This window comes from Variovorax sp. J2P1-31 (assembly GCF_030317215.1).
Lineage (GTDB): Bacteria > Pseudomonadota > Gammaproteobacteria > Burkholderiales > Burkholderiaceae_C > Variovorax.
Window position 1 is genome coordinate 343276 of the sequence record NZ_JASZYA010000004.1, and the last position, 23982, is coordinate 367257.

Below are 23982 nucleotides of genomic sequence, written 5' to 3' on the forward strand. Positions count from 1 at the left end.
GCGGGGCCGCGCGAAACCGTGACTCAGGCGAGCTGGTCGCGCAGCGCGCGCTTGAGCAGCTTGCCGCCGGCATTGCGCGGCAGCGGCGCCTCGGACCAGCTGATCGTCTCGGGCACCTTGTAGTCGGTGAGCCGGGCCCGGCAATGGGCACGCACCGCCTCGTCGTCGTGCGGCAGGCCGGGCGCGTGGATGAAGGCGTGCACACGCTCGCCCAGCACCGGGCAGGGCCGGCCGACCACCGCGGCCTCGACCACGCCGGGCAGCGCCATCAGCACGTGCTCGACCTCGACCGAATAGATCTTGAAGCCGCCGCGGTTGAGCATGTCCTTCTTGCGGTCGACCAGGCGCACGAAGCCCGCCGCATCGACCGTGCCCAGATCGCCCGAATGCCAGTAGCCGCCGGTGAAGGCGGCCGCGGTCGCCTCGGGGTTGTCCCAGTAGCCGGGCACCACCATCGGGCCGGCGATCCAGAGCTCGCCGGTTTCGCCGGTGGGCAGCTCGCGGCCCTCGTCGTCCATCACGCGCAGGTCGGCGCAGGGCAGCGGCACGCCGACGGTGTCGGCGTGGTCGCGCGTGAGGCCGGGCGGCATCATGGTCGTGGGCGAGGTGGTCTCGGTGGCGCCGTAGGCGTTGACCAGCACCAGCCCCGGCAGGCGCTGCGCCAGCGCGTCGATGGCCGCCACCGGCATGGGCGCGCCGCCGTAGCCGCCGATGCGCCAGTGCGCGAGCCGGGCGCCGTCGAAGGCCGGGTTCATCAGGCACAGCGTGTACATCGCGGGCACCATCAGCGTGTGCGTGACGCGCTCGTCCGCCATGGTCTGCAGGAAGGCCGCGGCCTTGAACTCCGGCAGGATCACGATCGCGCCCCCCACGTGGACCATCGCCGCGATCACCGCGATCAGCCCGGTGACATGGCTCGCGGGCACGGCCAGCGCCGAGCGGTCGCCGGCGCGCACGCCCATGCAGGCCTCGTAGTGCCGCACCGAATGCGCGACGTTGAGGTGCGAGAGCATCGCGCCCTTGGGCCGGCCGGTGGTGCCGGAGGTGTAGAGGATCAGCGCCGTGTCCTGCGGCTGCACGGTCGCGATGGCGGCCGGCGGCTCGCCCGCGCGGCCCAGTGCGTCGAGCGACAGCGCACCGTCGACCTCGCCCGCGGCCACGATGCGCAGGCGCAGCGCCGGCACGTCCTGCGTGTCGGGGAGGCGCTCGGCCAGCGTCGCATCGAAGACGATCGCGCAGGCGCCGCACTGCTGCAGCATGTAGGCGAGGCCGGGCTTCTGCTCGCGCTCGCCGATCGGCACCGCGATCGCGCCGATGCGCTGCAGCGCGAACAGCACGGCGACGAACTCGGGCCGGTTGCCCATGAACATCACCACGCGTTCGCCGGCCGCCACGCCCTGCGCGGCCAGGCCCGCTGCAATGCGCGCGACCTCGGCCTCGAGCGCGCGATAGCGCCAGCGCTGCGCGCCGCAGACCACCGCCTCGCCGTCGCCGTGGTCGGCCACCGCGCGCGCGAGCAGCGCGTGCATGCTGTCGGGCCGCTCGACGAAGCAGCGCACGATGCGGTCGCCGTACGCGGCCTCGTGCCGCATCGCGGGCGTGTGCTCGGCCGGCCAGTAGCTGCTGCTCATGAATGACTCGCTTCGGTTTCGGCCGCTGCCACGTTGGCGCCGCGTTCGATCACGTACTCCACGTCCACCAGCTTGCGCGAATGGTTGAGGTCCGACTGCGCGATCAGCACCGACAGCGCACTGCCGCGCAGCCCGGCGATGACTTCGCCCAGCCGCATCGACAGCGCCGGCGCCACACCCTCGAAGGGTTCGTCGAGCAGCAGCAGCCGCGTGCCCACCGACAGCGCGCGCGCCAGCGCCACCAGCTTCTGCTGTCCGCCCGAGAGCAGCAGCGCGCGGCGTTCGCGCATCGGCACCAGCTCGGGCAGCACGCCGTAGACGAACTCGAGCCGCTCCTTGGCGTTGCGCGCGCCGGTGGCCCACATCGGCAGCAGGATGTTCTCCTCGACCGTGAGCTCGGGCACCAGCCCGCGGTCCTCGGGCATGTAGCCGATGCCGGCCGCCGCGCGCTCGTGCCTGGCCATGCGCGCCAGGTCCTGGCCGTCGCAGAGGATGCGGCCCTGGGTGGGCGCGAGATGGCCCATCACCGAACGCAGCAGCGTGGTCTTGCCCGCGCCGTTGCGGCCGATGAGCCCGGCCATGCGGTGGGACGCTACCGTCAGGCTCAGGCCGCGCAGCACCTGCACGGAGCCGATGGCGACATGGATCGATTCGATGGCGAGCATCGCTTACTCCTGGCGAAGGGTGCCGGTGACGTAGCGGCGCACGTCGTCGGTGGCGAGCGCGGCCTGCGGCGTGTCGTCCGCGATGATGCGGCCGCTGTAGAAGGCGATCACGCGATCGGCGTAGCGCTCGACGATGTCCATGTCGTGCTCGACGAAGAGCACGGTCATGGGGTCCTGCCCGAGCGCGGTCATGATGATCTCCATCATCGGGAACTTCTCCTCGGCCGAGACGCCGCTGGTCGGCTCGTCGAGCAGCAGCAGCCGTGGCTGGCCGGTCATGGCCATCGCGATGTCGAGCAGCTTGCGCACGCCGCCGGGCAGTTCGGCCACGCGGCGCTCGCGGTGCTCCGCCAGGTTGAAGCGCGCCAGCAGCGCATCGGCGCGCGCCACCGCATCGGCGCGGCGCGCGGTCTGCCAGAAGGACAGCCGGTTCTCCCGGCAGGCCGTGGCCACCAGCATGTTGTCGAGCACCGAGAGTTCCTGGAACAGCTGCGGGATCTGGAAGGAGCGCGCCACGCCCAGCCGCGTGATCGCGCGCGGCGCGAGCCGCGTGATGTCGCGCCCGCCCAGCACGATGCTGCCGGTGTCGGGCTTGAGGTAGCCGGTGATCATGTTGACGAAGGTGGTCTTGCCCGCGCCGTTGCTGCCGATCAGGCTCACGCGCTCGCCGGTGCCGATCGCGACCTCGATGCCGCTGGCCGCGACCACCGCGCCGAAGCGCTTCTCGATGCCGCTGGCGCGCAGCAGGATCTCGCGCGCAGCGGGCGCCTCCCGGTCGATGCGGGGCTTCAGGACGGCGCTCATCGCTTGTCTCCCTTCGTGCCGCGCTCGACCCACAGCGAGCCGATGCCGCGCGGCAGGAAGCGGATCATCAGCAGCAGGAACAGGCCCAGCGACAGCTGCCAGGTGTTGGGGAAATAGAGGCTGGAGAAGGACCGCACGATCTCCAGCAGCGTCGAGGCCACGAACACCGCGAGCACGCTCTGCCAGCCGGCGAGGATGGCGACGAACACGAACTCGCCCGAGGTGGTCCAGTAGCTGAAGTTCGGGTCGATGTGGCCCAGGGACATCACGGTCAGTGCGCCGCCCGCGCCACCGGCGAAGGCCGCGAGCAGGTAGTTGATGCCCATCGCCTGCTTGACCGAGCCGCCCAGGTATTCGACGCGCAGTTCGTTCTCGCGCACCGCCAGCGTGACCAGGCCACGTGTCGAGTCGAAGTAGCTGCGCGCCAGCAGCGCGAGCACGCCGGAGAACGCGATCGTCACGCTGTAGAGCACGTAGCCCACGCGCGCGTCCGACAGCGCCTGGCCGAACAGCGTGGGCCGGCCCATGTTGAAGCCGTCGGAGCCGCCCAGCGCGTTGGTCTTGACCAGCACGCCGTAGCAGACCATCGACAGCGCGAGCGTGAGCATCGCGAAGAAGATGCCGCGGTAACGCGAGAGCATCGGTGCGAAGGGCGCGGCCACGACCAGTGCCGCCACGCCGCCCATCAGCGCCATGCCCAGCGCGTCGGTGACGCCGAGCTTGTTGAAGGCCAGCGCGGCCGCGTAGCCGCCGACCGCGAACACCAGGCCCTGGCCGAAGGAGACCACGCCGCCGCGCATCAGCAGCACGATGCCCAGCGACACCAGCCCGTGCGAGGCCGCCATGGTGAGCAGGAAGGTCAGCCAGCGCGGCATGAAGGCGCCCGCGACGACCAGCACCGCGATGAAGGCGATGCCGGTCCACAGCACGGTGGCGCGCTTCGGCGTGCGCAGGGACGGGGAGGAAAGCGTGGTGCTGGTCATGCTCAGATCTTTCGCGCCTGGACGCGCTGGAACAGGCCTTCGGGCCTGACCATGAGCACCAGCGCCATTACGATGTAGATGGAGAACAGCTCGACCTCGGGCATCACGTGCACGGCGAAGGAGCGCGCGAGGCCGACGATCAGGGCGCCGATGGCCGCGCCCTCGATGCTGCCGAGGCCGCCGATGATCACGACCGCGAAGGACACGATGATCACGCCCACCGAGACGCCCGGCTGCACCGAGATCAGCGGCGCGGTGAAGGCCCCGCCGATCGCGGCCAGGAAGATGCCTACCGAGAAGGCGAGCATGTAGACGCGCGACACGTTCACGCCCATGCTGGCCGCGACTTCCTCGCTGTGGATCACGGCCAGCACGATCTTGCCGTGGCGCGTGCGGTTCAGGCCCCACCACACGGCGAAGCCCACCACCACCGCGATGGCCATCAGCATGAAGTCGTAGCCGACATACACCTGGTCGCCGATCTCCACGTTGCCGAAGAGCGCATAGGGCTCCGACACGTAGTAGGGGTTGGCGCCCCAGATGAGCTTGGTGATGTCCTCGAGCATCAGGAACAGCGCGTAGGTGACCAGCACCAGCAGCACTTCGTCGCGGCCGTAGAAGAAGCGCATCAGGCCGCGCTCGGTCAGCGGCGCGACCAGCACCGCGACCGCGACCGCCGCGAACAGCATCGCGACCAGCGACCATTCGGGCGCGAACTTCATCGTCGCGAACCAGCCGACGAAGCTGGCCGCGGCATAGGCGCCCAGCGCATAGAAGCTGCCGTGCGCGATGTTGAGGATCTTCAGCACGCCGAACACGAGCGTGAGCCCGAGCGCGACGATGAAGAGCCACGATGCGTAGCTCAGTCCGTCGATGAGGATGGTGATGGCGGTGTTCATGCCCGACTCGGTGGAGGGTTGGGAGGCGGCAAGGTCCGCGCCCGGCCCGCGCATTGCGCGGGCCGGCGAAGGTCGTCCATGCCGATGCGGTGCAGTGGAGAAGGGCTCAGGCGCCGCTCAGCACTTCGCGCCCGAGAAGTTGCTCTTGATCCAGTCTTCCGACTTCACGTTGACCGGCGGATTCACGCACTCCGCGGGGAAGCGCTGGATGTCCTCGAGCACCACCATCTTCTTGCCCGCGTCGTAGCGCGTCTTGCCGATCGCGGTCTCCTGCGTGGCCTGGTGGCCGTCGCCCAGCGTCATGCGGATCCGGCCGCCGGGCGAGTCCCATTCCATGCCCTTGAGCGCCGCGGCCAGCTGCTCGTGCGTGGGCTTCTTGCCGCCGTTGGCCGCCATCGCCTTCTCGGCCGCCAGCTTGAGGCCCATCAGGGCCTGCGCCATGCGGTAGGGCGCCTGCGCGGGGTAGGTGTTCTGCGCCTTCTGGTAGACGCTCCACCACCAGTCGTTGAGCGCCGACTTGGGCGACAGCAGGCCGTAGGCACCGCGCGCGCCGATGATCGCGCCGTCGGGCATCTTGTCGCCCAGGTTGGTCAGCACGTGGTCGGCCGCGGACAGCACGACCTGCGAGCGCTTGAACAGGCCGCGCGGGCCCGACTGCAAGATGAAGGCCTGCAGGTCGCCGCCCCAGAGGCTCGAATGCGTGACGTCGGCACGCTTGGACATCAGCGCCGAGATCTCGGTGCCGTACTGGCCGGCGCCGAACTTCGGCAGCAGGTCTTCGCCCGGCTTCGCATCGGGGTAGAGCTGCGCCATCGACAGCATGAAGTCCTTGCGCGAATCCTGGCCCCAGGCGTAGTCCTGGTTGATCATGTTGTAGGTGGCGGCCTTGACGTTACGCGCCTTCATGTAGCGGGCCAGCGCCACGTTGTCCATGGTCGCGTGCGAGGCGGTGCGGAACACGTAGTTGTACTTGCCGTCCTCGAAGATGCGCGGCGTGCCGCAGTCGTAGAGGATCAGGAATTTCTTCATCTCCTCGGCCACCGGCGCCACGGCCAGGCAGTCGCCCGAGCCCACATAGCCGACCACCGCATCGACCTTCTCGCGGTCGTAGAGGTTGCGCAGCTCCTGCACCTGCTTGGTCGCGCCGCCGTTCTCGTCGATATAGACCGCCTCGATCTTCAGGCCGCCGATGCCGGCCTTGTTGTAGGGCGCCGGGGCCTCGCCCTTGTTGAAGGCCTCGACCAGCGCCTTGGCGCCGTTCACGGCCGGAATGCCGAAGCTCTCCGCGGCCTGGCCCGAAAGAAAGCTGACCACGCCGAGCTTGAAGCTCTCCTGCGCATGGGCCGCGACGCCCAGCGCGGCCACCCCCAATGCGATCGCGGTGCGCGCCGCCGCGCGTCGCGCCGACCCGGCGAACCCCTGTCCTCGTTGCTGCTTCGATGCCATGTCTTGTCTCCTGTTGGTATGAACTGCCGAACTAAGCTGCTTTCGCGATGGGCGTGCGCATGTCCAGGCCCGCCAACTCGAAACCCTTCTGGAAATCGACCATGTGCTTGCGCGTCCACTCGGCGGCGGCCTCGGCATCGCGGCGCTGCAGCGCGTCGAGGATGGCGCGGTGCGCCGCGAGATTGCGGGCCTTCGATTGCGGCAGGTGCAGGTGCAGCTGGAGCAGCGTGGGGTTGTAGAGCAGGCTGATCGGCTCGCGCGCCAGCATCAGCGCGCGGTTGTGGCTGGCCGCGCCGACCAGCGCATGGAACTCGACGTCGAGCTCCACCAGCCGCATGTTCTCTTCCATCGACACCGCGCCGCGCGCCTGCAGCTGGGCCGTGAGTTCGGTGTTCTGCGCCAGCGCCTCGATGTCGGCGGCCTCGGCGTGCGCGGCGGCGAGGCGGGCCGCCAGCGGCTCGAGCGTGACCGCGACCTGCCACAGCTCCTCGAAGGTGGTCTGCTGCAGCAGCAGCAGGCGCGCCGCGCGCGGCGCCAGGTCGTACAGGCCGGGCAGCGTGACGAACAGCCGACGGCCCTCGCGGCGCTGCACCAGCCCCTCCTGCTCGATCTGGCGGATGGCCTCGCGCACCGTCGAGCGGTGCACGCCGAAGCGCTCGGCCAGGCTCTGTTCGGTGGGCAGGGGCATGCCCGGCTGGATCTGGCCGCTGAGGATGCTGCGCTCGATCTCCGACGACACCGCCTTGTAGGCCGGCTCGAGCCGCAGCCGGCTGAACATGGAAACGTCGTCCGCCACCTTGGCCCGGGCGGCCCGCGGCGCGGCGCGGCGCACGCCGGGCTCCTTCACGCCAGGGCTGCGTTCGGACGGTGGGCCGGCGGGGCGGCGCGGTGCACGGAGGCTGCCGGTCAATCGATGTCTCCTCAAGGCCGTCGAGCGGCGCTTTCGTTTGTCGGACAATCGGATTTTGATCAGCACCCGGGGCCGGCGACGAGCGGGTTTTCCCGCTGCCCTGCACGAGACCCTGGCCGGTCCAGGCGCTTTGCCAGTGCCGTTCGCCAATGGCCGAGGTCTACAATCGCGCCCCCTACAACAGTGTCGCGGACGCGTCATTCCACGCGCCAGCGACAGCCGGAGCACGCAGTCATGTCCGATCTCTCCCCCCTGAGCCCCCCGTCGACGGCTGTGCCGAGCGTCGAAGACAAGCGCGCCGAGCTGCGCCGCGCCGCACTGGAGTACCACGAGCTCCCGGTCCCCGGCAAGGTGGCCATCGCCGCCACCAAGCAGATGGTCAACCAGCGCGACCTGGCACTGGCCTACTCGCCCGGCGTCGCCGCCCCCTGCGAGGAAATCGTCAAGGACCCGGCCAACGCCTTCAAGTACACGGCGCGCGGCAACCTGGTGGCGGTGATCACCAACGGCACCGCGGTGCTGGGTCTGGGCGACATCGGCCCGCTGGCCTCCAAGCCGGTGATGGAAGGCAAGGGCGTGCTGTTCAAGAAGTTCGCCGGCGTCGACGTGTTCGACATCGAGATCGACGAGAAGGACCCGACCAAGCTGGTGGACATCATCGCGTCGCTGGAGCCGACCTTCGGCGCCATCAACCTCGAGGACATCAAGGCCCCGGACTGCTTCTTCATCGAGCGCGAGCTGCGCAAGCGCATGAAGATCCCGGTGTTCCACGACGACCAGCACGGCACCGCCATCACGGTGGCGGCGGCGCTGCTCAACGGCCTGAAGGTCGCGGGCAAGGACATCGCCAAGGTCAAGCTGGTCACCTCGGGCGCGGGCGCCGCGGCGCTGGCCTGCCTGAACCTGCTGCTCAAGGTGGGCCTGCAGCGCGAGAACGTGTTCGTGACCGACCTGGCCGGCGTGGTCTACGAAGGCCGCACCGAGCTGATGGACGACGACAAGCGCCAGTACATGCAGAACACCACCGCGCGCACGCTGTCCGAGGTGATCGAGGGCGCGGACGTGTTCCTGGGCCTGTCGGCCGGCGGCGTGCTCAAGCCCGCGATGGTGGCCAAGATGGCGGCCCATCCGGTGATCTTCGCGCTGGCCAACCCCAACCCCGAGATCGCGCCCGAGGACGCCCACGCGGTGCGCGGCGACGTGATCATGGCCACCGGCCGCACCGACTACCCGAACCAGGTCAACAACGTCCTGTGCTTCCCGTACATCTTCCGCGGCGCGCTCGACTCGGGCGCGACCACGATCACCGACGAGATGGAGATCGCGGCGGTGCACGCCATCGCCGAGCTGGCGCAGGCCGAGCAGAGCGAGCGCGTGGCGGCGGCCTATGTGGGCGAGAAGCTGACCTTCGGCCCCGAGTACCTGATCCCCAAGCCCTTCGACCCGCGCCTGATGATGAAGATCGCGCCGGCCGTGGCCAAGGCGGCCGCCGAGAGCGGCGTGGCGATGCGCCCGATCACCGACCTCGACGCCTACCGCGACAAGCTGCAGAGCTTCGTCTATGCCTCGGGCACCGCGATGAAGCCGATCTTCGACGCCGCCAAGCGCGCGACCAAGAAGCGCGTGGCCTACGCCGAGGGCGAGGAAGAGCGCGTGCTGCGCGCGGCCCAGATCGTGGTCGACGAAGGCCTGGCCCGGCCCACGCTGATCGGCCGCCCGGCCATCATCGCCCAGCGCATCGAGAAGTTCGGCCTGCGACTCAAGGAAGAACTCGACTACGACATCGTCAACGTCGAGCAGGACCACCGCTACCGCGATTTCTGGCAGACCTACCATCGCATGACCGAGCGCATGGGCACCACGGTGCAGACCGCCAAGATCGAGATGCGCCGCCGCCTGACGCTGATCGGCGCGATGCTGCTGCACAAGGGCGAGGTCGACGGCCTGATCTGCGGCACCTGGGGCACCACCGCGATCCACCTGCACCACATCGACCAGGTGATCGGCAAGCGCCCCGGCGGCTGCGCCAGCACACCCCAGGACGTGCCGATCTACGCCTGCATGAACGGCCTGCTGCTGCCCGACCGCCAGGTGTTCCTGGTCGACACCCACGTCAACTACGACCCGACGCCCGAGGAACTGACCGAGATCACGACCATGGCGGCCGAGGAAATGATGCGTTTCGGCATCAAGCCCAAGGCCGCGCTGCTGTCGCATTCGAATTTCGGAAGCAGCAACCAGGCCAGCGCGATCAAGATGCGCCGCACGCTGGACCTGCTGCGCGTGCAGGCCCCGTGGCTCGAAGTCGACGGCGAAATGCACGGCGACGTGGCGCTCGACGGCAAGCAGCGCGCGGCCGTGATGCCGCACAGCGCGCTGTCGGGCAACGCCAACCTGCTGGTTTTCCCGAACCTCGACGCGGCCAACATTTCCTACAACCTGCTCAAGACCGCGGCCGGCGGCAACATCGCGATCGGCCCGGTGCTGCTCGGTGCGGCCAAACCTGTGCACATTCTCACGGCCAGCGCCACCGTGCGCCGCATCGTGAACATGACGGCCTTGACCGTGGCCGATGCCAACGCCGACCGTTAAGCACCACCGCGATAGCGGCCGCTAACTTCGCTGCCCCGCACCGGGGCCGGGCGCCTGCTCAAATATTGAGCAGGCGCTTGCTATTTGTGCATCCCTGGTGCACACTGGCAAGCTTGAATTCGCGGGTTAACCCCAAGGTTGACCCCCGTTTCGGCCCCCGCCCTTTTTGCTTGTGGCGCCCCATGGCGGCCGCTGTTCCATCCATGGCCTCGATCTCGTTGTCTGCGTCCCGATTCGCCCTCGCCGGCTTGCTGCTGGCCCTGCTGGCGACCGGCGCCGACGCCCGCGATACCCGAGGCACGATGCCGCAGCAGTCGTCCCAGGCGTCGATCGCGCTGGGCGAGCTGCCGGCACAAGGCCAGCGTACCTACCAGGCCATCCTCAACGGTGGCCCCTTCAAGCACGACAAGGACGGCACGGTGTTCGGCAACCGCGAGCGCCTCCTGCCGTCCGAACGGCGCGGGCACTACCGCGAGTACACGGTCGACACGCCGGGCGCGCGCAACCGGGGGGCGCGGCGCATCGTGTGCGGCGGCCAGCCCGCGACGGCACCGACGGCATGCTGGTACACGGCGGACCATTACGCGAGCTTTCGGCGGATTGCGCCATGAGCAGCAGCAAAGAATTGAACTGGAGCGGCGCATCCCTGCGCCCCGAAGAAATGACGACGACGACGACGACAACCATGGAAAGACCTGCGGAGATGACCTTATCCCTTCGTGCCGTGCGGCCCAACATCGTGCAGTCGATTCGCGCCTTCCGCGTGAACGACCTGCAGGAGGCTGCGAACGCGGCGGGACAGCACTTTCTCTATGCCAATCTGGCCAACGCCCAGACCAAGCAGGACGTGCTCGACCTCATCGCGCAGCAATTCACCTTCCCCTCGCATTTCGGGAAGAACTTCGACGCGCTGTACGACTGCATGACCGATCCCTTGCATAAATCGGGCCCGCAGCCCGGTTTCGTCATCGTGCTCGAACAGATCCCGGCCAACGCCAAGTTCGACAAGGAAGCGCGCGAGCAGCTGCTCGACATCTTCCGTGACGCCTCGGACTACTGGGGTGACCGCAAGATCCCGTTCCGCTGCTTCTATTCTTTTCTGTAGCCCGTTCTGCACACACCAGCCAAGCAGAACGGGCTGTCGAGGCTCCTGAAGGAAGCACGCCGATCGCCGCCGACATCGAAGTCGCGCCGGTCGACCCCACCGCCGAGAAAATGCCGACCGACAAGCTGGTCGACGTCTCGCCGCTGGCCCTGCGCATGAGCAGCCCCTTCAACGCAGGGTACTGGCTGGCAGCCGCCTGAGCGCCAGCGTCCCGCGACCATGAAAAAAGCCCGTCGACGACGGGCTTTTTCTTGGGCGCTCTCGGCCCCAGTTCAGGGCGGCACGGCCTGGGCCAGCGCCACGTACTCGGCCACCGGCACCTCCTCGGCGCGGCGCTGCACGTCGAAGCTGCCGCCGAAGCCGTGCGCCTCGAGCCAGCGGCCCAATGTGTTGCGCAGGATCTTGCGGCGCTGGCTGAAGGCCACCTGCACGATCTCGCCCAGGCGGGCCGCGTCGACCGCCGGCGGCTGCGCCAGCGGCACCATGCGCACCACCGCGCTGTCCACGCGCGGCGGCGGCTCGAAGCTCTCGGGCGGCACGAACAGGAAGTTCTCCATCGCGTAGCGCCACTGCAGCATCACGCTCAGGCGGCTGTAATCGGAGGTGGCGGGCCTGGCCACCATGCGGTCGATGACTTCCTTCTGCAGCATGAAATGCTGGTCGGCGATCAGGTGGGCGAAGCCCAGCAGGTGGAACAGGATCGGCGTCGAGATGTTGTAGGGCAGGTTGCCCACCACGCGCAGCGGCTTGTGCTCGGGGCCGGCCAGGCGCGCGGCCAGCGCGGCGAAGTCGACCTTGAGCACGTCGGACTCGATCACCTCGAGCTGGCCGTGCCCGCGCAGGCGGGCCGCCAGGTCGCGGTCGAGCTCGATCACCGTCAGGTGGCCGAGCCGCTCGACCAGCGGCTGCGTGAGCGCCGCCAGGCCCGGGCCGATCTCGACCATCGCGTCGCCGGGCTGCGGCGCGATGCCGTCCACGATCGCGTCGATGATGCCGCCGTCGGACAGGAAATGCTGGCCGAAGCGCTTGCGCGCGATGTGCTGCGCCATCAGACCGGCGGCTCGCGGAATTCGACGTAGGCGCGGGTGCGCACTTCCTGCACCCAGGTCTCGAAGGCCTCGTCCATCTTCTTCTCGCGCAGCACGGCGCGCGCGGCTTCGCGCTGCTCGGTCTGGCTGAGCTTGGCTTCGCGCCGGGCGACGGCCTGGATCAGGTGGACGCCGAAACGCGTGACCACCGGATCGCTGATCTGGCCCGGCGCGAGCCGGTCCAGCGCTTCCTCGAACTCGGGCACGAACTGGCCGGGCCGCGCCCAGCCCAGGTCGCCGCCGTCCTTGGCGCTGCCGTCCTGCGAATTGTCGCGGGCCAGCGAGGCGAAGTCGGCCGTGCCGGCCTGCACGCGGCGCTTGAATTCGGCCAGCTGCTCGATCGCCTGCGCGGTGCTGCGCTGCGGGTCGTTGCGCAGCAGGATGTGGCGGGTGTGGGTCTGGGTGACCACGCCTTCGGCCGCACCGGCCTGGCCCTTGGCCAGCACCTTGATCACGTGGAAGCCCGCGCCCGAACGCACCGGGCCGACGATGCCGTTGACCGGCGTGGTCTGCGTGGCTTCGACGAACAGCGGCGGATAGCGGTCGGCACTGCGCAGGCCCAGCGAGCCGCCGTTGGCACGGTCGGGCGAGTCGGAGTTCTCGCGCGCCAGCTTGGCGAAGTCCTCGCCGGCACGCGCCCGGTCGGCCACGCCCTGGGCCTTCTTCTGCAGCGCCGCGATCTGGGCTTCGCTCGAATCCTCGGGCACGGTGACGAGCACGTGCGCCAGGTTGATTTCCGGCGCGGCCGCGGCATTGCCGCTGCGCTGGTCCTGGATGAACTGGTCGACTTCGGAGTCGCTGATCTTGACGCGGGCGTTGACCTCGCGCTCGCGCAGGCGGGTCAGCAGCAGCTGGTCGCGCAGGTCGCTGCGGAACTCCTGGCGCGTGATGCCTTCGGAATCGAGGCGCCGGTACAGCTCTTCCTGAGGAACCTGGTTCTGGCGCGCCACCAGTTGCTCGGCCTGGTCCACCGCCTGGTCGTCGACCTTGAGGCCGCTCTCCTTGGCCAGTTGCAGCTGCGCGCGCTCGACCACGATGCGTTCCAGCACCAGGCGGTTGAGTTCGGCGCGCGGCACGCGCTGGGCCTCGGGGTTCTCGCGCAGGATCCGGGTCACGCGCTTCTGGACTTCGGTGTTGGTCACGGGCTCGGAATTGACCAGCGCCACGATGTACTCGGCCGCGCGCTGGCCGGTCGGCGCGGGCTGCGCCGCGGTGCTGCGCGGCACCTGGGCCGGCGCCGTGACGCGGGCGCCGCCGCGCATGATGTCGGTGATGCCCGTGCCGCCGCCGGGACGCATGCCCAGTCCCTGCGCATGCACGCCCGACGTGGCGGCCAGCAACGCGAGGCAAGCCAGGGTGAGGGTGGAGCGGGAAGATTTCATGGTCACAGGGTTCAGTCGTAATTGGTGAAGCGGCTCGGCGTCTCGCCGGGCACGCGCAGGGGCTGGTAACGCTGGATGTTCTTGGCCAGTGCGGTCATCGGGTTGGAGCCCACGCCCACGCTGGCGAAGCCCACGAACTCGATCTGGAACATGATCCGCGTGTTGGCTGTGACCTGTCCCGTGGTCAGACGTTCCAGCACCACGCGCCCGATCCAGCAGCATCCGTCATATTCCACACCGACGACGCCGTCGGTGAGCTGCCGGTCCTTGAGGCTGTAGTTCAGGCGGCCGACCGCATACCAGCGCCCGCCTCCCTCGCCACGGCCCTTGCCCAGGTCCTTGCCCTTGTCGCCCCAGAGGTCGTTGAGCGGCCATTGCCAGCCCACGTCGATCGACTTGCTGCCGTCCTGCACCAGCGGCGTGCTGTCGGCCTGGTAGCGCAGGGCCGCATTGATGGTGCGGTATGCGCCCGGGCTGTAGCGCGCGCTCAGCGTGCTGCGCACCGAGCGCCCCTCGTCGGGGTTGTACTGGATCGTGGTGTCCATGCTCCACTTCGGCGTCCAGTTGATCTGCGCGCCCAGCAGCACGTCGCTCAGCCGGTCGGTCGCCGGCAGGACGCCCGGCAGCGTGACACGCTGATCGGCGAAACGGAAGCGCTGCGCGATGCCGAAGCGCGCGGCCTCGGCCCCGGTGTCGGGGTCGATCAGCCGCGTGCTCACGCCGGCCGTCAGCAGGTTGCTGTCGGAGATGCGGTCGTTGCCGGAGAACGCGTTCTCGGTGTAGATGGTCGCGAAGTTGAAGTCGTTGGCCGCGGTGTCGTAGATCGGCAGCTGGCTCTGGTCGCGGTAGGGCGTGTTCACGTAGAACAGGCGCGGCTCCAGCGTCTGGCGGAAGGCCCGGCCGAAGAAGCTCGCGTCGCGCTCGAACACCAGGCCGCTGTCGAGGCTGAAGGTGGGCACCGTGCGGCTCGCCGAGCTGGCGCCATTGGCCAGCGGCGTGTCGAACTGGTAGGAGGTCGCATGCAGCTGCAGCTTCGGGATCACGAAGCTCGAGGGCGTGATCCACGGCCGGCTGATCTGCACCGAGCCGAACACCCGCTCGCCGTTGGGCTGCAGCAGTCCGTTGAGCAGCGGGGCGTACTGCGAGTCGGCGCGGAACCGCGTGTAGTCGAGCGAGGTCGTGACGTCGAAGCCGCCCCAGTCGTACTGCGTGTTGTTGGCCGTGATCTGCGGCATGCGGTCGTAGGGCGGCGTGATCGGCGACAGCGAGTACTGCAGCGTCTGGTAGGACAGCGCGCGCACCTGGCCGCTCCAGTCGCCCTTGCTCCAGTTGACCGCGGCCTCGCTGTCGAGCAGCCGCGAGGTCAGCGTCGGGGTGCGCGAGAAATCGCGCCAGTAGTCGTTGTCGCTGACCCGGTTCAGGCGCAGCGTCGCCGAGAGCGAATCCAGGCCGAAGGGCTTGGGATCGAAGGTCTGGCGGTGCGTGGTCCAGATGCCCCAGCGGTCGCGGTCGCGCAGCGAATCGGCGGGCATGTAGTCGACGCGCGCCGTGCCGCTGTAGCTGTTCTCGAGGTAGCGGAACTCGCTGCCGATGTTGATGCCGCGCTTGCCCATCAGCGTGGGGTAGAGCGTGGCGTCGCGGTTGGGTGCGATGTTCCAGTAGTAGGGCAGCAGCACCTCGGCGCCGTTGACGCTGCCCACGCCGAACACCGGCGGCAGCAGGCCGCTCTGGCGCTGGTTGTTGAGCGGGAAGGTCATCGACGGCAGCGCCGGCGTGGTGATGCCCATGAAGGTCATGCGCGCGTCGGTGGCGGTGCCGAGGTTCTCCTCGGTGTCAGTGGTCAGCGTGGCGGCCGACAGGATCCAGGCCGGCATCCAGCCGGGATAGTCCTCGCGCCGGCAGGTGGTGTAGGTGGCCTGCCGGGCCACCGACACGCTGGAATCGACGAAGTCGATGCGCTGCGCATCGCCGTGGCCGCCGGTCGCGAGGAACTGGTAGCGCACGTTGTTGAAGAAGCCCTCGAAGGTCTCGAGCTTGAGCTGGAGTTCGGGCCCGTCGTAGGTGTTGCCGGCCTGGTTCACATGCACGTTGCCGCGTGCCTTGGCCAGGTCGTCGGGTTGGTAGTACTCGAGCCGGTCGGCGCGGATCACGGTGTCGCCGCGGCGGATCGAGGCATGGCCTTCGATCACGGTCTCCAGGTCGGGGCGCCCGGAGATCTGGTCGCCTTCGATCAGGTTCGGGCGCAGCCCGCGCTCGGTGTTGGGAATGGTCTCGACCAGCTGCGGCGTGCGCTGCAGCACCAGCGGTGCCTCGAGCCAGTTGTCCTGCGCCCAGGCGCCTTGCGCCTGCCACAGGGCCAGGGTCAGCAGGGCCAGGGGCAGCGGCGGGCGGCGCGCCGGACTCATTCGCGGCCTCCCACCGGCGACCGGGCGAGGCCCGGGACCCGTGCGGCGGACGGCAAGGGCACGGCGTGCCGGGCACGGTGGCGTTTCATTTCGGACATGGGCAGGGAAGTCAGCAATCGTCGAAAGAGCGTCGGCCAGAGGAAGAGCGGGACCCCGAGGGGGGCAGCTGCCGTGGGGTCCGCCGGGCGCGGATTTGTAGAATCGATTATCCATGACCGCATCCCCGCTTCCGTCCGTTGACGCCGCCTCCCCCCTCCATTGGGACGACCCGGACCGCGCCGCGGCCTTCGCCGCCTGGCTCGCGCGCATTGCGCCCGCGCACGGGCTGAAGCCGGACACGGTCCGGCTGGCCTCGGCCGACGCCAGTTTCCGGCGCTATTTCCGCATCGACGGCCTCGACGCCGCCGCCCCATCGCGCATCGTGATGGACGCCCCGCCCGCCAAGGAGGACAGCGCGCCCTTCGTCCACATCGCCGGCCTGCTGCACGCGGCCGGCGTGAAGGCGCCCGAGGTGCTCGAGTGGGACCCGTCCGCGGGCTTCATGCTGCTGGACGACCTGGGCCGCCAGACCATGCTGGACGTGCTCGACCCGGCCAAGCCCGACGCCAGCCGGCCGCTCTATGCCCAGGCCATCGACGCGCTGATCGCCTGGCAGCTGGCCTCGAAGCCCGGCGTGCTGCCGCCCTACGACCGGGCCCTGCTCGAGCGTGAACTGGCGCTGTTCCCCGAGTGGTACGTGCGACGGCACCGCGGCGTGACGATCGAGGGCAAGCTGCAGGAGCGGCTCGAGCGCAGCTTCAGGGCCATCGTCGAGAACAACCTCGCGTCGCCCAGCGTCTACGTGCACCGCGACTTCATGCCGCGCAACCTGATGATCTCCGGCGGCCCCCAGGACCCGCTGGGCGTGCTCGACTTCCAGGACGCGGTCTACGGCCCCATCACCTACGACATCGCCAGCCTGATGCGCGATGCCTTCCTGAGCTGGGACGAGGACTTCGTGCTCGACATCACGGTGCGCTACTGGCAGCAGGCGCGCAAGGCCGGGCTGCCGGTGGACGAGGACTTCGGCGCCTTCTACCAGGCGGTCGAGTGGATGGGCCTGCAGCGCCATCTCAAGGTGGCCGGCATCTTCGCGCGGCTCACGCTGCGCGACGGCAAGCCCCGCTACCTGGCCGACACGCCTCGTTTCATCGCTTACATCCGTGCCACCGCCAGCCGCTACACCCAGCTCACGCCGCTGCTGCGCGCCATCGACGAGATCGAAGGCACGCAGGCGGCGGTGGGCTTCGCCTACGGCCGGGTCTGAGGTGGCGCGCTTCCATTGCGCCGTGGCGCTGGGCGCCGGCACCACGCTCTCGCTGCCGCCCGGCGCGGCGCGCCATGTGCAGGTGCTGCGGCTGCAGCCCGGCGATGCGCTCACGCTGTTCGACGGCCGGGGCGGCGAGTACGCGGCCACGGTCGAGCGCATGGGCCGCAGCGAAGTCACGGTGAACGTCGGCGCGCACGATCCGGTCGAGCGCGAAGCCGCCACCGCGGTGCATCTCGCGCCGGGCATGCCGGCCAACGACCGCATGGACTGGCTGGTCGAGAAGGCGACCGAACTCGGCGTCGCGAGCATCCAGCCGCTGGTCACCGCGCACGGCGTGCTGCGCCTGAGCGCCGAGCGCGCCGAGAAGAAGCGCGCGCACTGGGAAGCGATCGCGATCGCGGCCTGCGAGCAGTGCGGCCGCAACCGCGTGCCGGTGATCCATCCGGTGCGCAGCTTCGCCGACTGGGTCGCGGCGGCGGCCGACGACGGCGCGCGGCGCGCCGTGCTCAGCCTGGTGCCCGGCACCCGGCCGCTGGCCGAGCTCGCGCACGAACACGCGGCCTCGGCCTGGCGCATCCTGAGCGGGCCCGAGGGCGGCCTGAGCAGCACCGAGGAAGCGCGCGCGCTGGACAGCGGCTTCCTCCCCGCCCGGCTCGGCCCGCGCGTGCTGCGCGCCGAGACCGCCGCGCTGGCCGCACTGACGCTCCTGGGCGGCGCATGAGCGGCGCGCTGCGAAGCGGGTCGTTTCGCAGCAAGTGCCGGGCCGCCGGGGCCGCGTCGATCTGGCTCGCGGGCCTCTGCGTCGCCGCCGCGGCGCAGGCGCAGTACCTGCATTCCCGCAGCGCCGCGCCGGCGCCGGTGCGGCCCGAGGTCGACCGCGCCTACGTCCAGCTGATGGCCTCGCCGACGGTGCAGCGGCTGCTCGACGCGGTGCGCGACGACCATCCGCGCGCCACGGTCGACCTGCGGCGGCTGACCGAGATCGAGGCGCCGCCGTTCAAGGAGCAGGCCCGGGCCGAGGCCTTCCTGGCGCGCCTCCAGGCGCTGGGCCTCGCCGACGCCCGCATCGACGCCGAAGGCAACGTGCTGGGCCTGCGCAAGGGCCGCGGCAGGGGGCCCACGCTGCTGGTCTCGGCCCACCTCGACACGGTGTTCCCGGCCGGCACCGACGTCACGATCAAGGAACGCGACGGCCGGCTCTACGCGCCCGGCATCTCGGACAACACGCGCGGCCTCGCGGTGCTGCTGTCGTGGCTGCGCGTGCTCAACGAGCAGAAGATCCAGACCGAGGGCGACCTGCTGTTCGCGGCCAATGTCGGCGAGGAAGAGCTCGGCAACCTGCGCGGCATGAAGCACCTCTTCGCCGAGCACCCGGAGATCGACGGCATGGTGGCGCTCGAGCCCGCGCCCGACGACAGCGTGCTGATCTTCGGCACCGCGAGCCGGCGCTACGAAGTGACTTTCGAGGGCCCGGGCGGCCACAGCTTCGGCGCCTTCGGCCGCGTGCCCAGCGCGATCCACGGCATGGGCCGCGCGATCGCCAAGATCGCCGACCTCAAGACGCCGCGCTTTCCGCGCACCACCTTCACCGTGGGCACGGTCAGCGGCGGCACCTCGGTCAACACCATCGCGCCGCAGGCCCGCATGGCGATCGACATCCGCTCCGACGCGAACGGGCCGCTGCTGGCCACCGAGAAGAAGATCTTCGCCGCCATCGATGCCGCGGTGCGCGAGGAGAACCACCGCTGGGGCGTGGACACGCTGCGCGTCTCGAGCCGCCTGATCGGCGACCGACCGGGCGGCCGCACGCCGTCGGACGCGCCGATCGTCGAGGCCGCGGTGCGCGCCAACACCGCCTTCGGCCGCCGCACCGTGTTCCGCGGCGGCAGCACCGACGCCAACGTGCCGATGTCGCTGGGCATCCCGGCGATCGTGGTGGGCGGGGGCGGGCTGACCGGCGGCTTCCACGCGCTGGACGAATGGATCGACCTGCACGAGGCCTGGCGCGGCGCGCAGAACTCGCTGCTCACGGTGCTGGGCCTGGTCGGCGTGCAGGGCGTGAGCGCCCCCTTGCTGGCCAAACGCCTGCCGCCGTGAAGGAATTTCGCACGGGAAGCCCGATCGCCTGACTACGATCTGTTTCATTCTGCGCAGCGGCCGAGCACAATCGCTGCGGTACTGTCACACAACAGAAACTTCAAGGAAAAACCATGGGATTGCTCGACTCGGTACTCGGTCAGGTGCTCGGCGGCGCGGCGCAGAAGTCCGGCGGACTCGGCGATGCGGGCGGGCTGGCCGACGCACTCGGCGGGCTGCTGGCGAACAACGGACAGCAGGGCGGGCTGGGAGGCCTGGTCTCGAAGTTCGAGCAGGCCGGGCTGGGCGACGTGATCGGCTCCTGGATCGGCAAGGGCGACAACGCGCCGGTGTCGGGCGGGCAGCTGAACCAGGTGCTGGGCAGCGACGTGGTCTCGGCCATCGCCGGCAAGCTGGGCATCAACGCCGCCATGCTGCTGCCGATGCTGGCCACGATGCTGCCTTCGCTGATCGACCAGCTGACGCCGCACGGCAAGATTCCCGACGAGGGACTCAACACCAACGAAGACCTGCTGTCTTCGCTGAGTGGTCTGCTGCAGAAGCGCTGAGACGCATCCGCGGCTTCGGCAGGGCGCCCCTTTCGGGGCGCTTTTTTTTGGCCTCAGGCGGGCTCGGCCTGCGCAGCTTTGTGCGCCACCGGCAGCGCCGCGATCACCTCGGCCACCGCGGCCGTGAGCTTCTTCGCGTAGGGCACGTGCAGGAACTCGTTGGGGCCGTGGGCGTTGCTCTTGGGGCCGAGCACGCCGCAGACCATCATCTGCGCGGTCGGGAAGCCCGCGCTCAGCATGTTCATCAGCGGGATCGTGCCGCCCTGGCCGATGTAGCCGCAGGGCGCGCCGAAGTGCGCGCGCGAGGCGGTGTGCAGCGCCTGCTCGAACCAGGGCGTGATCTCGGGCGCGTTCCAGCCGGTGGCGCCGCCGCCGCCGTCGAAGGTGACCTTGGCCTGGTAGGGCGCGTTGTCTTCCAGCAGGGCCTTGAGCTCCTGCACCGCCTTTTCGGCATCCACCAGCGGCGGCAGCCGCAGCGAGAGCTTGAAGGCGGTGTAGGGCCGCAGCACGTTGCCCGCGTCCTTGGGCGCGGGGAAGCCCTCGGCGCCGACCACCGACAGCGCGGGCCGCCAGGTGCGGTTGAGCAGCGCCTCGACCGGGTCGCTGGTGGTGGGTAGCGTGAAGGTGCTCGAGCCGCCGCAGTCGGCATGGGCCCAGGGGAAGCGCTTGAACAGTTCGTCGCCGAGGATGGCGGCCGTGGCCTGGGCCTGCGCCAGGCGGTCGGGCGGCACTTCGCAATGGAAGCTGGCCGGCAGCAGGCGGCCGGTGGCGCTGTCCTCGAGCCGGTCGAGCACCTGCCGCATGATGCGGAAGCTCGAGGGCACCAGGCCCGAGGCGTCGCCCGAGTGGATGCCTTCGGTCAGCACCTCGACCTTGAGCGTGCCGCCCGCCAGGCCACGCAGCGAGGTCGTGAGCCAGAGCTGGTCGTAGTTGCCGGCGCCGGAATCCAGGCAGATCACCAGTTCGACCTCGCCGAGCCGGGGCCGCAGCGCATTGACGTAGGGCAGCAGATCGTAGGAGCCGCTTTCCTCGCAGGTCTCGATCAGGCCGACGATGCGCGGGTGCGCGGCACCCTGGCTCTTGAGCGCCTGCAGCGCCGCGACGCTGGCATAGACCGCGTAGCCGTCGTCGGCGCCGCCGCGGCCGTAGAGCAGGCCGTTCTCGTATTTGGGCGTCCAGGGGCCGAGGTCGTTGCGCCAGCCGGTGAATTCGGGCTGCTTGTCGAGGTGGCCGTACATCAGCACGGTTTCCTTCATGTCGGTGCCGCTGGCCGGCACTTCGAAGAACAGCACCGGCGTGCGGCCTTCGAGGCGCACGATCTCGAGCTTCAGGCCCTCGATCTTCTGCGCCTCGACCCAGGTCGCGGCATTGCGCAGCACGGTCTCCAGGTGGCCGTTGGCCGACCAGTCCTTGTCGAAGCCCGGCGACTTGGACGGGATCGCGATGTAGTCGCTGAGCTGGCGCAGGATGTCGGTGTCCCACTTGGCGGAGACCTCGGACAGGGCACGGTCGGCGTCGAGCAGGCCGGCGGGCATTTCACGGTGCAGGGGGGCGTTCATCGGGGGTCTCCGCGCAAAGGGATCGTCGGGGGAAAAAAGCATTTTGCACCTGCGGCCCCGCCGCGTAGAGTGCGCAGTCCCATACCCGACAAGTCGGAAGGAACGCGATGAGCAGCAGCACGGTGACGCCCGGCATCCGCGTGGGCATCGGTGGGTGGACCTTCGAACCCTGGCGCGACAACTTCTACCCGGCCGACCTGCCGCAGAAGCAGGAGCTGCACTACGCCAGCCGGCAGGTCACGGCGATCGAGGTCAACGGCACCTACTACAGCACGATGAAGCCCGAGAGCTTCCGCAAGTGGCACGACGAGACGCCCGAGGACTTCGTGTTCTCGCTCAAGGCCTCGCGCTTCGCCACCAACCGCAAGCTGCTGGCCGGCGCGGGCGAATCGATCACGCGCTTCGTCGAGAGCGGCATCGGTGAACTGAAGGACAAGCTGGGCCCCATCGTCTGGCAGTTCATGCCGACCAAGGTCTTCGACGCCGAGGACTTCGCGGCCTTCCTCGCGCTGCTGCCGAAGAAGGAGGGCAGCCGCGCGCTGCGCCACGTGATGGACGTGCGGCACGAGAGCTTCATGACGCCCGAGTACCTGGCGCTGGCGCGCCGGCACGGCGTGGCGACGGTGTTCACCGACTCGCCGAAGTTTCCGTCCTTCGCCAACCTCACGGCCGACTTCGCCTATGCCCGGCTCATGAACAGCGAGGCCAAGCTCAAGAACGGCTATGCGCCCAAGGCGCTGGCGGCCTGGGCCGGCCATGCGCGGCACTGGGCCGAGGGCGGCACGCCCGCCGGGCTGCCGCGCGTGGAAGGCGTCGACGACGTGGCGGCCAAGACGCGCGAGGTGTTCGTCTTCTTCATCAACGGCGCCAAAGAAAAAGCACCCGCCGCGGCGGGTGCCTTGCTGACGAAACTGCGGGGCTGAGCCCGCATCGCATCAAGCCGCCTGCAGGCCGGGCTTCTTGCTTTCGCTGGTGCCGAAGCTGATCTCGCCCGACAGCTGGCCGCCTTCCTCGATCACGATCTTGCCGTAGCGGATCTTGCCCGTGACCTTGCCGGTCGAGTGGATCACGAGCTTCTCGCGCACCGTGAGGTTGCCGTCGAACACGCCGCGGATCTCCGCGATGTCGATCTCGGCCGAGCCCTTGAACTCGCCCTGTTCGGAGATCTGGATCACGCGCGAGTCCATGGTGGCCTCGACCATGCCTTCGACCACGAGCGTGTCGCAGTCGGTGATCTCCACGCCCTTGAGCTTGATGTTCGGGCCGACGGTGAGCTTGCTGCCGCCTTCCTTGACCGCGGGTGCGGCTGCGGCGGCGCTGGCGGCGCCGGTGGTGAGGGAGGAGGGATTGACGGGTGTGCCTGCGAGGTTGGTGCCGGCGCCGACGAGCGGTGCGGGACGAGAATTGAAGTTGTCGGTGTCGCGGTCACGCTTGCCGAAGAAGGGGGACTGTGAAGCCAAGACTTACTCCTCTGGGAAACGGTCTATCGTAAGAAGCATGTGGACGCTGGTGGCACTTCTTTGAGAAAGATTGGTAACCAATCCATTCCCAGCCATTCACTTGTGAACTTTTGAATTGAGTGGCGCGCCTGCATCCGGCCACAGGCACAGCCGCCACAATGCCTGCGATTCCACCGAACACCAAGCCATGCCCCCAAAGCCCTTGCCCAGCGGCAGCACAACGCACCTTCCCCCCGGCGACGAGCTGCGCTTCGGCAAACCCACGCACGGCTGGCGCCTGCGCCTCTACTCGGTGATCTTCGAATCGGAGACCCGTGCCGGCCGCGCCTTCGACCTGCTGCTGATCGCGGTGATCCTGTTCAGCGTGCTGGTGGTGATGCTCGACAGCGTGCAGCCGATCCGCGCGCGCTGGGGCGAGGTGTTCGGCGTCTTCGAATGGATCTTCACCATCGTCTTCACGCTCGAGTACATCGCGCGGCTCGCCTGCCTGGGACGGCCGCTGCGCTATGCGCGCAGCTTCTACGGCGTGATCGACCTGCTGGCGCTGCTGCCCACCTACCTCGCGATCCTGGTGCCGGGGCTGTCGGTGCTGATCGACGTGCGCATCCTGCGGCTGCTGCGCGTGTTCCGCATCTTCAAGATGTCGCGCTATGCGGCCGAGTACCGCGCGCTGGTGACGGCGCTGGCGGCCAGCCGGCGCAAGATCATGGTCTTCGTCGGCTTCGTCTTCATGGTGGTGCTGGTGCTGGGCACGCTGATGTACGTGGTCGAAGGGCCGCAGCACGGCTTCACCAGCATCCCGGTGGCGATCTACTGGGCCATCTCGACCATGACCACGGTCGGCTTCGGCGACCTGGTGCCCAAGACCGACATCGGCCGCGCGATCGCCTCGCTGATGATGCTGCTGGGCTGGGGCGTGCTGGCGGTGCCCACGGGCATCGTGTCGGCGGAGATGGTGCGGCACGGGCGCGACGCGACGCCCGAGGGTTTCACGGGCCGCGGCCTGCTCGGCGGCATGCCGCCCTGCGCCGGCTGCGGCGCCGAGGGCCATGCGGCCGATGCGCGTTTCTGCCGCCGCTGCGGCAGCGCCTTGGGTTGA

The 23982-nt window shown here is 69.4% G+C and carries 21 protein-coding genes; 9 read left to right on the forward strand and 12 right to left on the reverse strand.

The window, feature by feature from the left end:
* Nucleotides 1–23: 23 nt before the first annotated feature.
* From QTI20_RS27120 to QTI20_RS27150, 7 genes are all read right to left on the reverse strand, one after another.
* Entirely contained in the window at nucleotides 24–1631 is a 1608-nt protein-coding gene (locus QTI20_RS27120) for a class I adenylate-forming enzyme family protein (protein ID WP_286555242.1), read from the reverse strand.
* Nucleotides 1628–2296, reverse strand: a complete 669-nt coding sequence (locus QTI20_RS27125; protein ID WP_286555241.1) for an ABC transporter ATP-binding protein — start codon at nucleotides 2294–2296, stop codon at nucleotides 1628–1630. Before QTI20_RS27125 ends, QTI20_RS27120 begins: the two co-directional genes overlap by 4 nt.
* A gap of 3 nt (nucleotides 2297–2299) precedes the next feature.
* The gene (locus QTI20_RS27130) at nucleotides 2300–3100 is read right to left on the reverse strand and encodes an ABC transporter ATP-binding protein (RefSeq protein WP_286555240.1); all 801 of its coding nucleotides are present in this window, start codon (nucleotides 3098–3100) and stop codon (nucleotides 2300–2302) included.
* Nucleotides 3097–4083, reverse strand: a complete 987-nt coding sequence (locus tag QTI20_RS27135) for a branched-chain amino acid ABC transporter permease (protein WP_286555238.1) — start codon at nucleotides 4081–4083, stop codon at nucleotides 3097–3099. The genes QTI20_RS27130 and QTI20_RS27135 overlap by 4 nt, the downstream gene beginning before the upstream one ends.
* Nucleotides 4084–4085: 2 nt before the next feature.
* Entirely contained in the window at nucleotides 4086–4982 is an 897-nt protein-coding gene (locus tag QTI20_RS27140; protein ID WP_286555236.1) for a branched-chain amino acid ABC transporter permease, read from the reverse strand.
* A 117-nt stretch (nucleotides 4983–5099) separates the two neighbouring features.
* Entirely contained in the window at nucleotides 5100–6428 is a 1329-nt protein-coding gene (locus QTI20_RS27145; protein WP_286555235.1) for an ABC transporter substrate-binding protein, read from the reverse strand.
* 31 nt (nucleotides 6429–6459) lie between these two features.
* Nucleotides 6460–7338 (reverse strand): FadR/GntR family transcriptional regulator, encoded by an 879-nt coding sequence (locus tag QTI20_RS27150; RefSeq protein ID WP_286555234.1) that lies wholly within the window; start codon nucleotides 7336–7338, stop codon nucleotides 6460–6462.
* Nucleotides 7339–7572: 234 nt separating this feature from the next.
* On the opposite strand from QTI20_RS27150, the gene QTI20_RS27155 reads away from it, so the two are divergent.
* The 3 genes from QTI20_RS27155 to QTI20_RS27165 all read left to right on the forward strand — a co-directional run bounded on the left by QTI20_RS27155 (nucleotide 7573) and on the right by QTI20_RS27165 (nucleotide 11035).
* A complete protein-coding gene (locus tag QTI20_RS27155) occupies nucleotides 7573–9930 on the forward strand; it encodes an NADP-dependent malic enzyme (RefSeq protein ID WP_286555232.1) in 2358 nt (785 codons plus the stop codon).
* Between the two features lie 203 nt (nucleotides 9931–10133).
* Nucleotides 10134–10541 (forward strand): guanyl-specific ribonuclease, encoded by a 408-nt coding sequence (locus tag QTI20_RS27160; RefSeq protein WP_503011450.1) that lies wholly within the window; start codon nucleotides 10134–10136, stop codon nucleotides 10539–10541.
* A gap of 50 nt (nucleotides 10542–10591) precedes the next feature.
* On the forward strand, nucleotides 10592–11035 hold the full coding sequence (locus QTI20_RS27165; protein WP_183028727.1) for a barstar family protein: 444 nt from the start codon (nucleotides 10592–10594) through the stop codon (nucleotides 11033–11035).
* A gap of 272 nt (nucleotides 11036–11307) precedes the next feature.
* On the opposite strand, the gene rsmA is transcribed toward QTI20_RS27165, so the two are convergent.
* Genes rsmA through QTI20_RS27180 form a run of 3 tightly spaced genes read right to left on the reverse strand, consistent with a single transcriptional unit; the run spans nucleotide 11308 to nucleotide 15910 of the window.
* Nucleotides 11308–12084, reverse strand: coding sequence for a 16S rRNA (adenine(1518)-N(6)/adenine(1519)-N(6))-dimethyltransferase RsmA (gene rsmA / locus QTI20_RS27170; protein ID WP_286555230.1), 777 nt, complete (start codon nucleotides 12082–12084; stop codon nucleotides 11308–11310).
* Entirely contained in the window at nucleotides 12084–13505 is a 1422-nt protein-coding gene (locus QTI20_RS27175; protein WP_286555228.1) for a peptidylprolyl isomerase, read from the reverse strand. The genes rsmA and QTI20_RS27175 overlap by 1 nt, the downstream gene beginning before the upstream one ends.
* Nucleotides 13506–13516: 11 nt before the next feature.
* Nucleotides 13517–15910: an LPS-assembly protein LptD gene (locus QTI20_RS27180; protein WP_286555227.1), complete on the reverse strand. Its 2394-nt coding sequence runs from the start codon at nucleotides 15908–15910 to the stop codon at nucleotides 13517–13519.
* A 211-nt stretch (nucleotides 15911–16121) separates the two neighbouring features.
* Here QTI20_RS27180 and QTI20_RS27185 point away from each other — a divergent pair, with 211 nt between their 5' ends.
* The 4 genes from QTI20_RS27185 (at nucleotide 16122) to QTI20_RS27200 (ending at nucleotide 19864) form a co-directional block, all read left to right on the forward strand.
* Complete coding sequence (locus QTI20_RS27185) at nucleotides 16122–17216, forward strand: aminoglycoside phosphotransferase family protein (RefSeq protein WP_286555223.1); 1095 nt, start codon at nucleotides 16122–16124, stop codon at nucleotides 17214–17216.
* 1 nt (nucleotide 17217) lies between these two features.
* Nucleotides 17218–17940, forward strand: coding sequence for a 16S rRNA (uracil(1498)-N(3))-methyltransferase (locus QTI20_RS27190; RefSeq protein ID WP_286555222.1), 723 nt, complete (start codon nucleotides 17218–17220; stop codon nucleotides 17938–17940).
* Complete coding sequence (locus QTI20_RS27195; RefSeq protein WP_286555220.1) at nucleotides 17937–19316, forward strand: M20/M25/M40 family metallo-hydrolase; 1380 nt, start codon at nucleotides 17937–17939, stop codon at nucleotides 19314–19316. Before QTI20_RS27190 ends, QTI20_RS27195 begins: the two co-directional genes overlap by 4 nt.
* 113 nt (nucleotides 19317–19429) lie before the next feature.
* A complete protein-coding gene (locus tag QTI20_RS27200; RefSeq protein ID WP_503011449.1) occupies nucleotides 19430–19864 on the forward strand; it encodes a YidB family protein in 435 nt (144 codons plus the stop codon).
* A 53-nt stretch (nucleotides 19865–19917) separates the two neighbouring features.
* On the opposite strand, the gene QTI20_RS27205 is transcribed toward QTI20_RS27200, so the two are convergent.
* Nucleotides 19918–21423, reverse strand: coding sequence for a M20 family metallopeptidase (locus QTI20_RS27205; RefSeq protein ID WP_286555219.1), 1506 nt, complete (start codon nucleotides 21421–21423; stop codon nucleotides 19918–19920).
* A gap of 107 nt (nucleotides 21424–21530) precedes the next feature.
* Here QTI20_RS27205 and QTI20_RS27210 point away from each other — a divergent pair, with 107 nt between their 5' ends.
* The gene (locus QTI20_RS27210) at nucleotides 21531–22346 is read left to right on the forward strand and encodes a DUF72 domain-containing protein (RefSeq protein WP_286555217.1); all 816 of its coding nucleotides are present in this window, start codon (nucleotides 21531–21533) and stop codon (nucleotides 22344–22346) included.
* A 12-nt stretch (nucleotides 22347–22358) separates the two neighbouring features.
* On the opposite strand, the gene QTI20_RS27215 is transcribed toward QTI20_RS27210, so the two are convergent.
* Nucleotides 22359–22883: a bactofilin family protein gene (locus QTI20_RS27215; protein WP_286555215.1), complete on the reverse strand. Its 525-nt coding sequence runs from the start codon at nucleotides 22881–22883 to the stop codon at nucleotides 22359–22361.
* Nucleotides 22884–23070: 187 nt separating this feature from the next.
* Here QTI20_RS27215 and QTI20_RS27220 point away from each other — a divergent pair, with 187 nt between their 5' ends.
* On the forward strand, nucleotides 23071–23982 hold the full coding sequence (locus QTI20_RS27220; protein ID WP_286555213.1) for an ion transporter: 912 nt from the start codon (nucleotides 23071–23073) through the stop codon (nucleotides 23980–23982).

Bases quoted from the DNA above. Each gene is read 5' to 3' on its own strand.
- QTI20_RS27185 (WP_286555223.1), top strand. From the start codon at position 16,122: ATGACCGCATCCCCGCTTCCGTCCGTTGACGCCGCCTCCCCCCTCCAT.
- QTI20_RS27165 (WP_183028727.1), top strand. From the start codon at position 10,592: ATGACGACGACGACGACGACAACCATGGAAAGACCTGCGGAGATGACC.
- QTI20_RS27180 (WP_286555227.1), bottom strand. From the start codon at position 15,910: ATGAGTCCGGCGCGCCGCCCGCCGCTGCCCCTGGCCCTGCTGACCCTG.
- QTI20_RS27175 (WP_286555228.1), bottom strand. From the start codon at position 13,505: ATGAAATCTTCCCGCTCCACCCTCACCCTGGCTTGCCTCGCGTTGCTG.
- QTI20_RS27140 (WP_286555236.1), bottom strand. From the start codon at position 4,982: ATGAACACCGCCATCACCATCCTCATCGACGGACTGAGCTACGCATCG.
- QTI20_RS27135 (WP_286555238.1), bottom strand. From the start codon at position 4,083: ATGACCAGCACCACGCTTTCCTCCCCGTCCCTGCGCACGCCGAAGCGC.
- QTI20_RS27120 (WP_286555242.1), bottom strand. From the start codon at position 1,631: ATGAGCAGCAGCTACTGGCCGGCCGAGCACACGCCCGCGATGCGGCAC.
- QTI20_RS27125 (WP_286555241.1), bottom strand. From the start codon at position 2,296: ATGCTCGCCATCGAATCGATCCATGTCGCCATCGGCTCCGTGCAGGTG.
- QTI20_RS27195 (WP_286555220.1), top strand. From the start codon at position 17,937: ATGAGCGGCGCGCTGCGAAGCGGGTCGTTTCGCAGCAAGTGCCGGGCC.
- QTI20_RS27145 (WP_286555235.1), bottom strand. From the start codon at position 6,428: ATGGCATCGAAGCAGCAACGAGGACAGGGGTTCGCCGGGTCGGCGCGA.
- QTI20_RS27200 (WP_503011449.1), top strand. From the start codon at position 19,430: ATGGGATTGCTCGACTCGGTACTCGGTCAGGTGCTCGGCGGCGCGGCG.
- QTI20_RS27210 (WP_286555217.1), top strand. From the start codon at position 21,531: ATGAGCAGCAGCACGGTGACGCCCGGCATCCGCGTGGGCATCGGTGGG.
- QTI20_RS27130 (WP_286555240.1), bottom strand. From the start codon at position 3,100: ATGAGCGCCGTCCTGAAGCCCCGCATCGACCGGGAGGCGCCCGCTGCG.
- rsmA (WP_286555230.1), bottom strand. From the start codon at position 12,084: ATGGCGCAGCACATCGCGCGCAAGCGCTTCGGCCAGCATTTCCTGTCC.
- QTI20_RS27205 (WP_286555219.1), bottom strand. From the start codon at position 21,423: ATGAACGCCCCCCTGCACCGTGAAATGCCCGCCGGCCTGCTCGACGCC.
- QTI20_RS27160 (WP_503011450.1), top strand. From the start codon at position 10,134: ATGGCCTCGATCTCGTTGTCTGCGTCCCGATTCGCCCTCGCCGGCTTG.
- QTI20_RS27155 (WP_286555232.1), top strand. From the start codon at position 7,573: ATGTCCGATCTCTCCCCCCTGAGCCCCCCGTCGACGGCTGTGCCGAGC.
- QTI20_RS27220 (WP_286555213.1), top strand. From the start codon at position 23,071: ATGCCCCCAAAGCCCTTGCCCAGCGGCAGCACAACGCACCTTCCCCCC.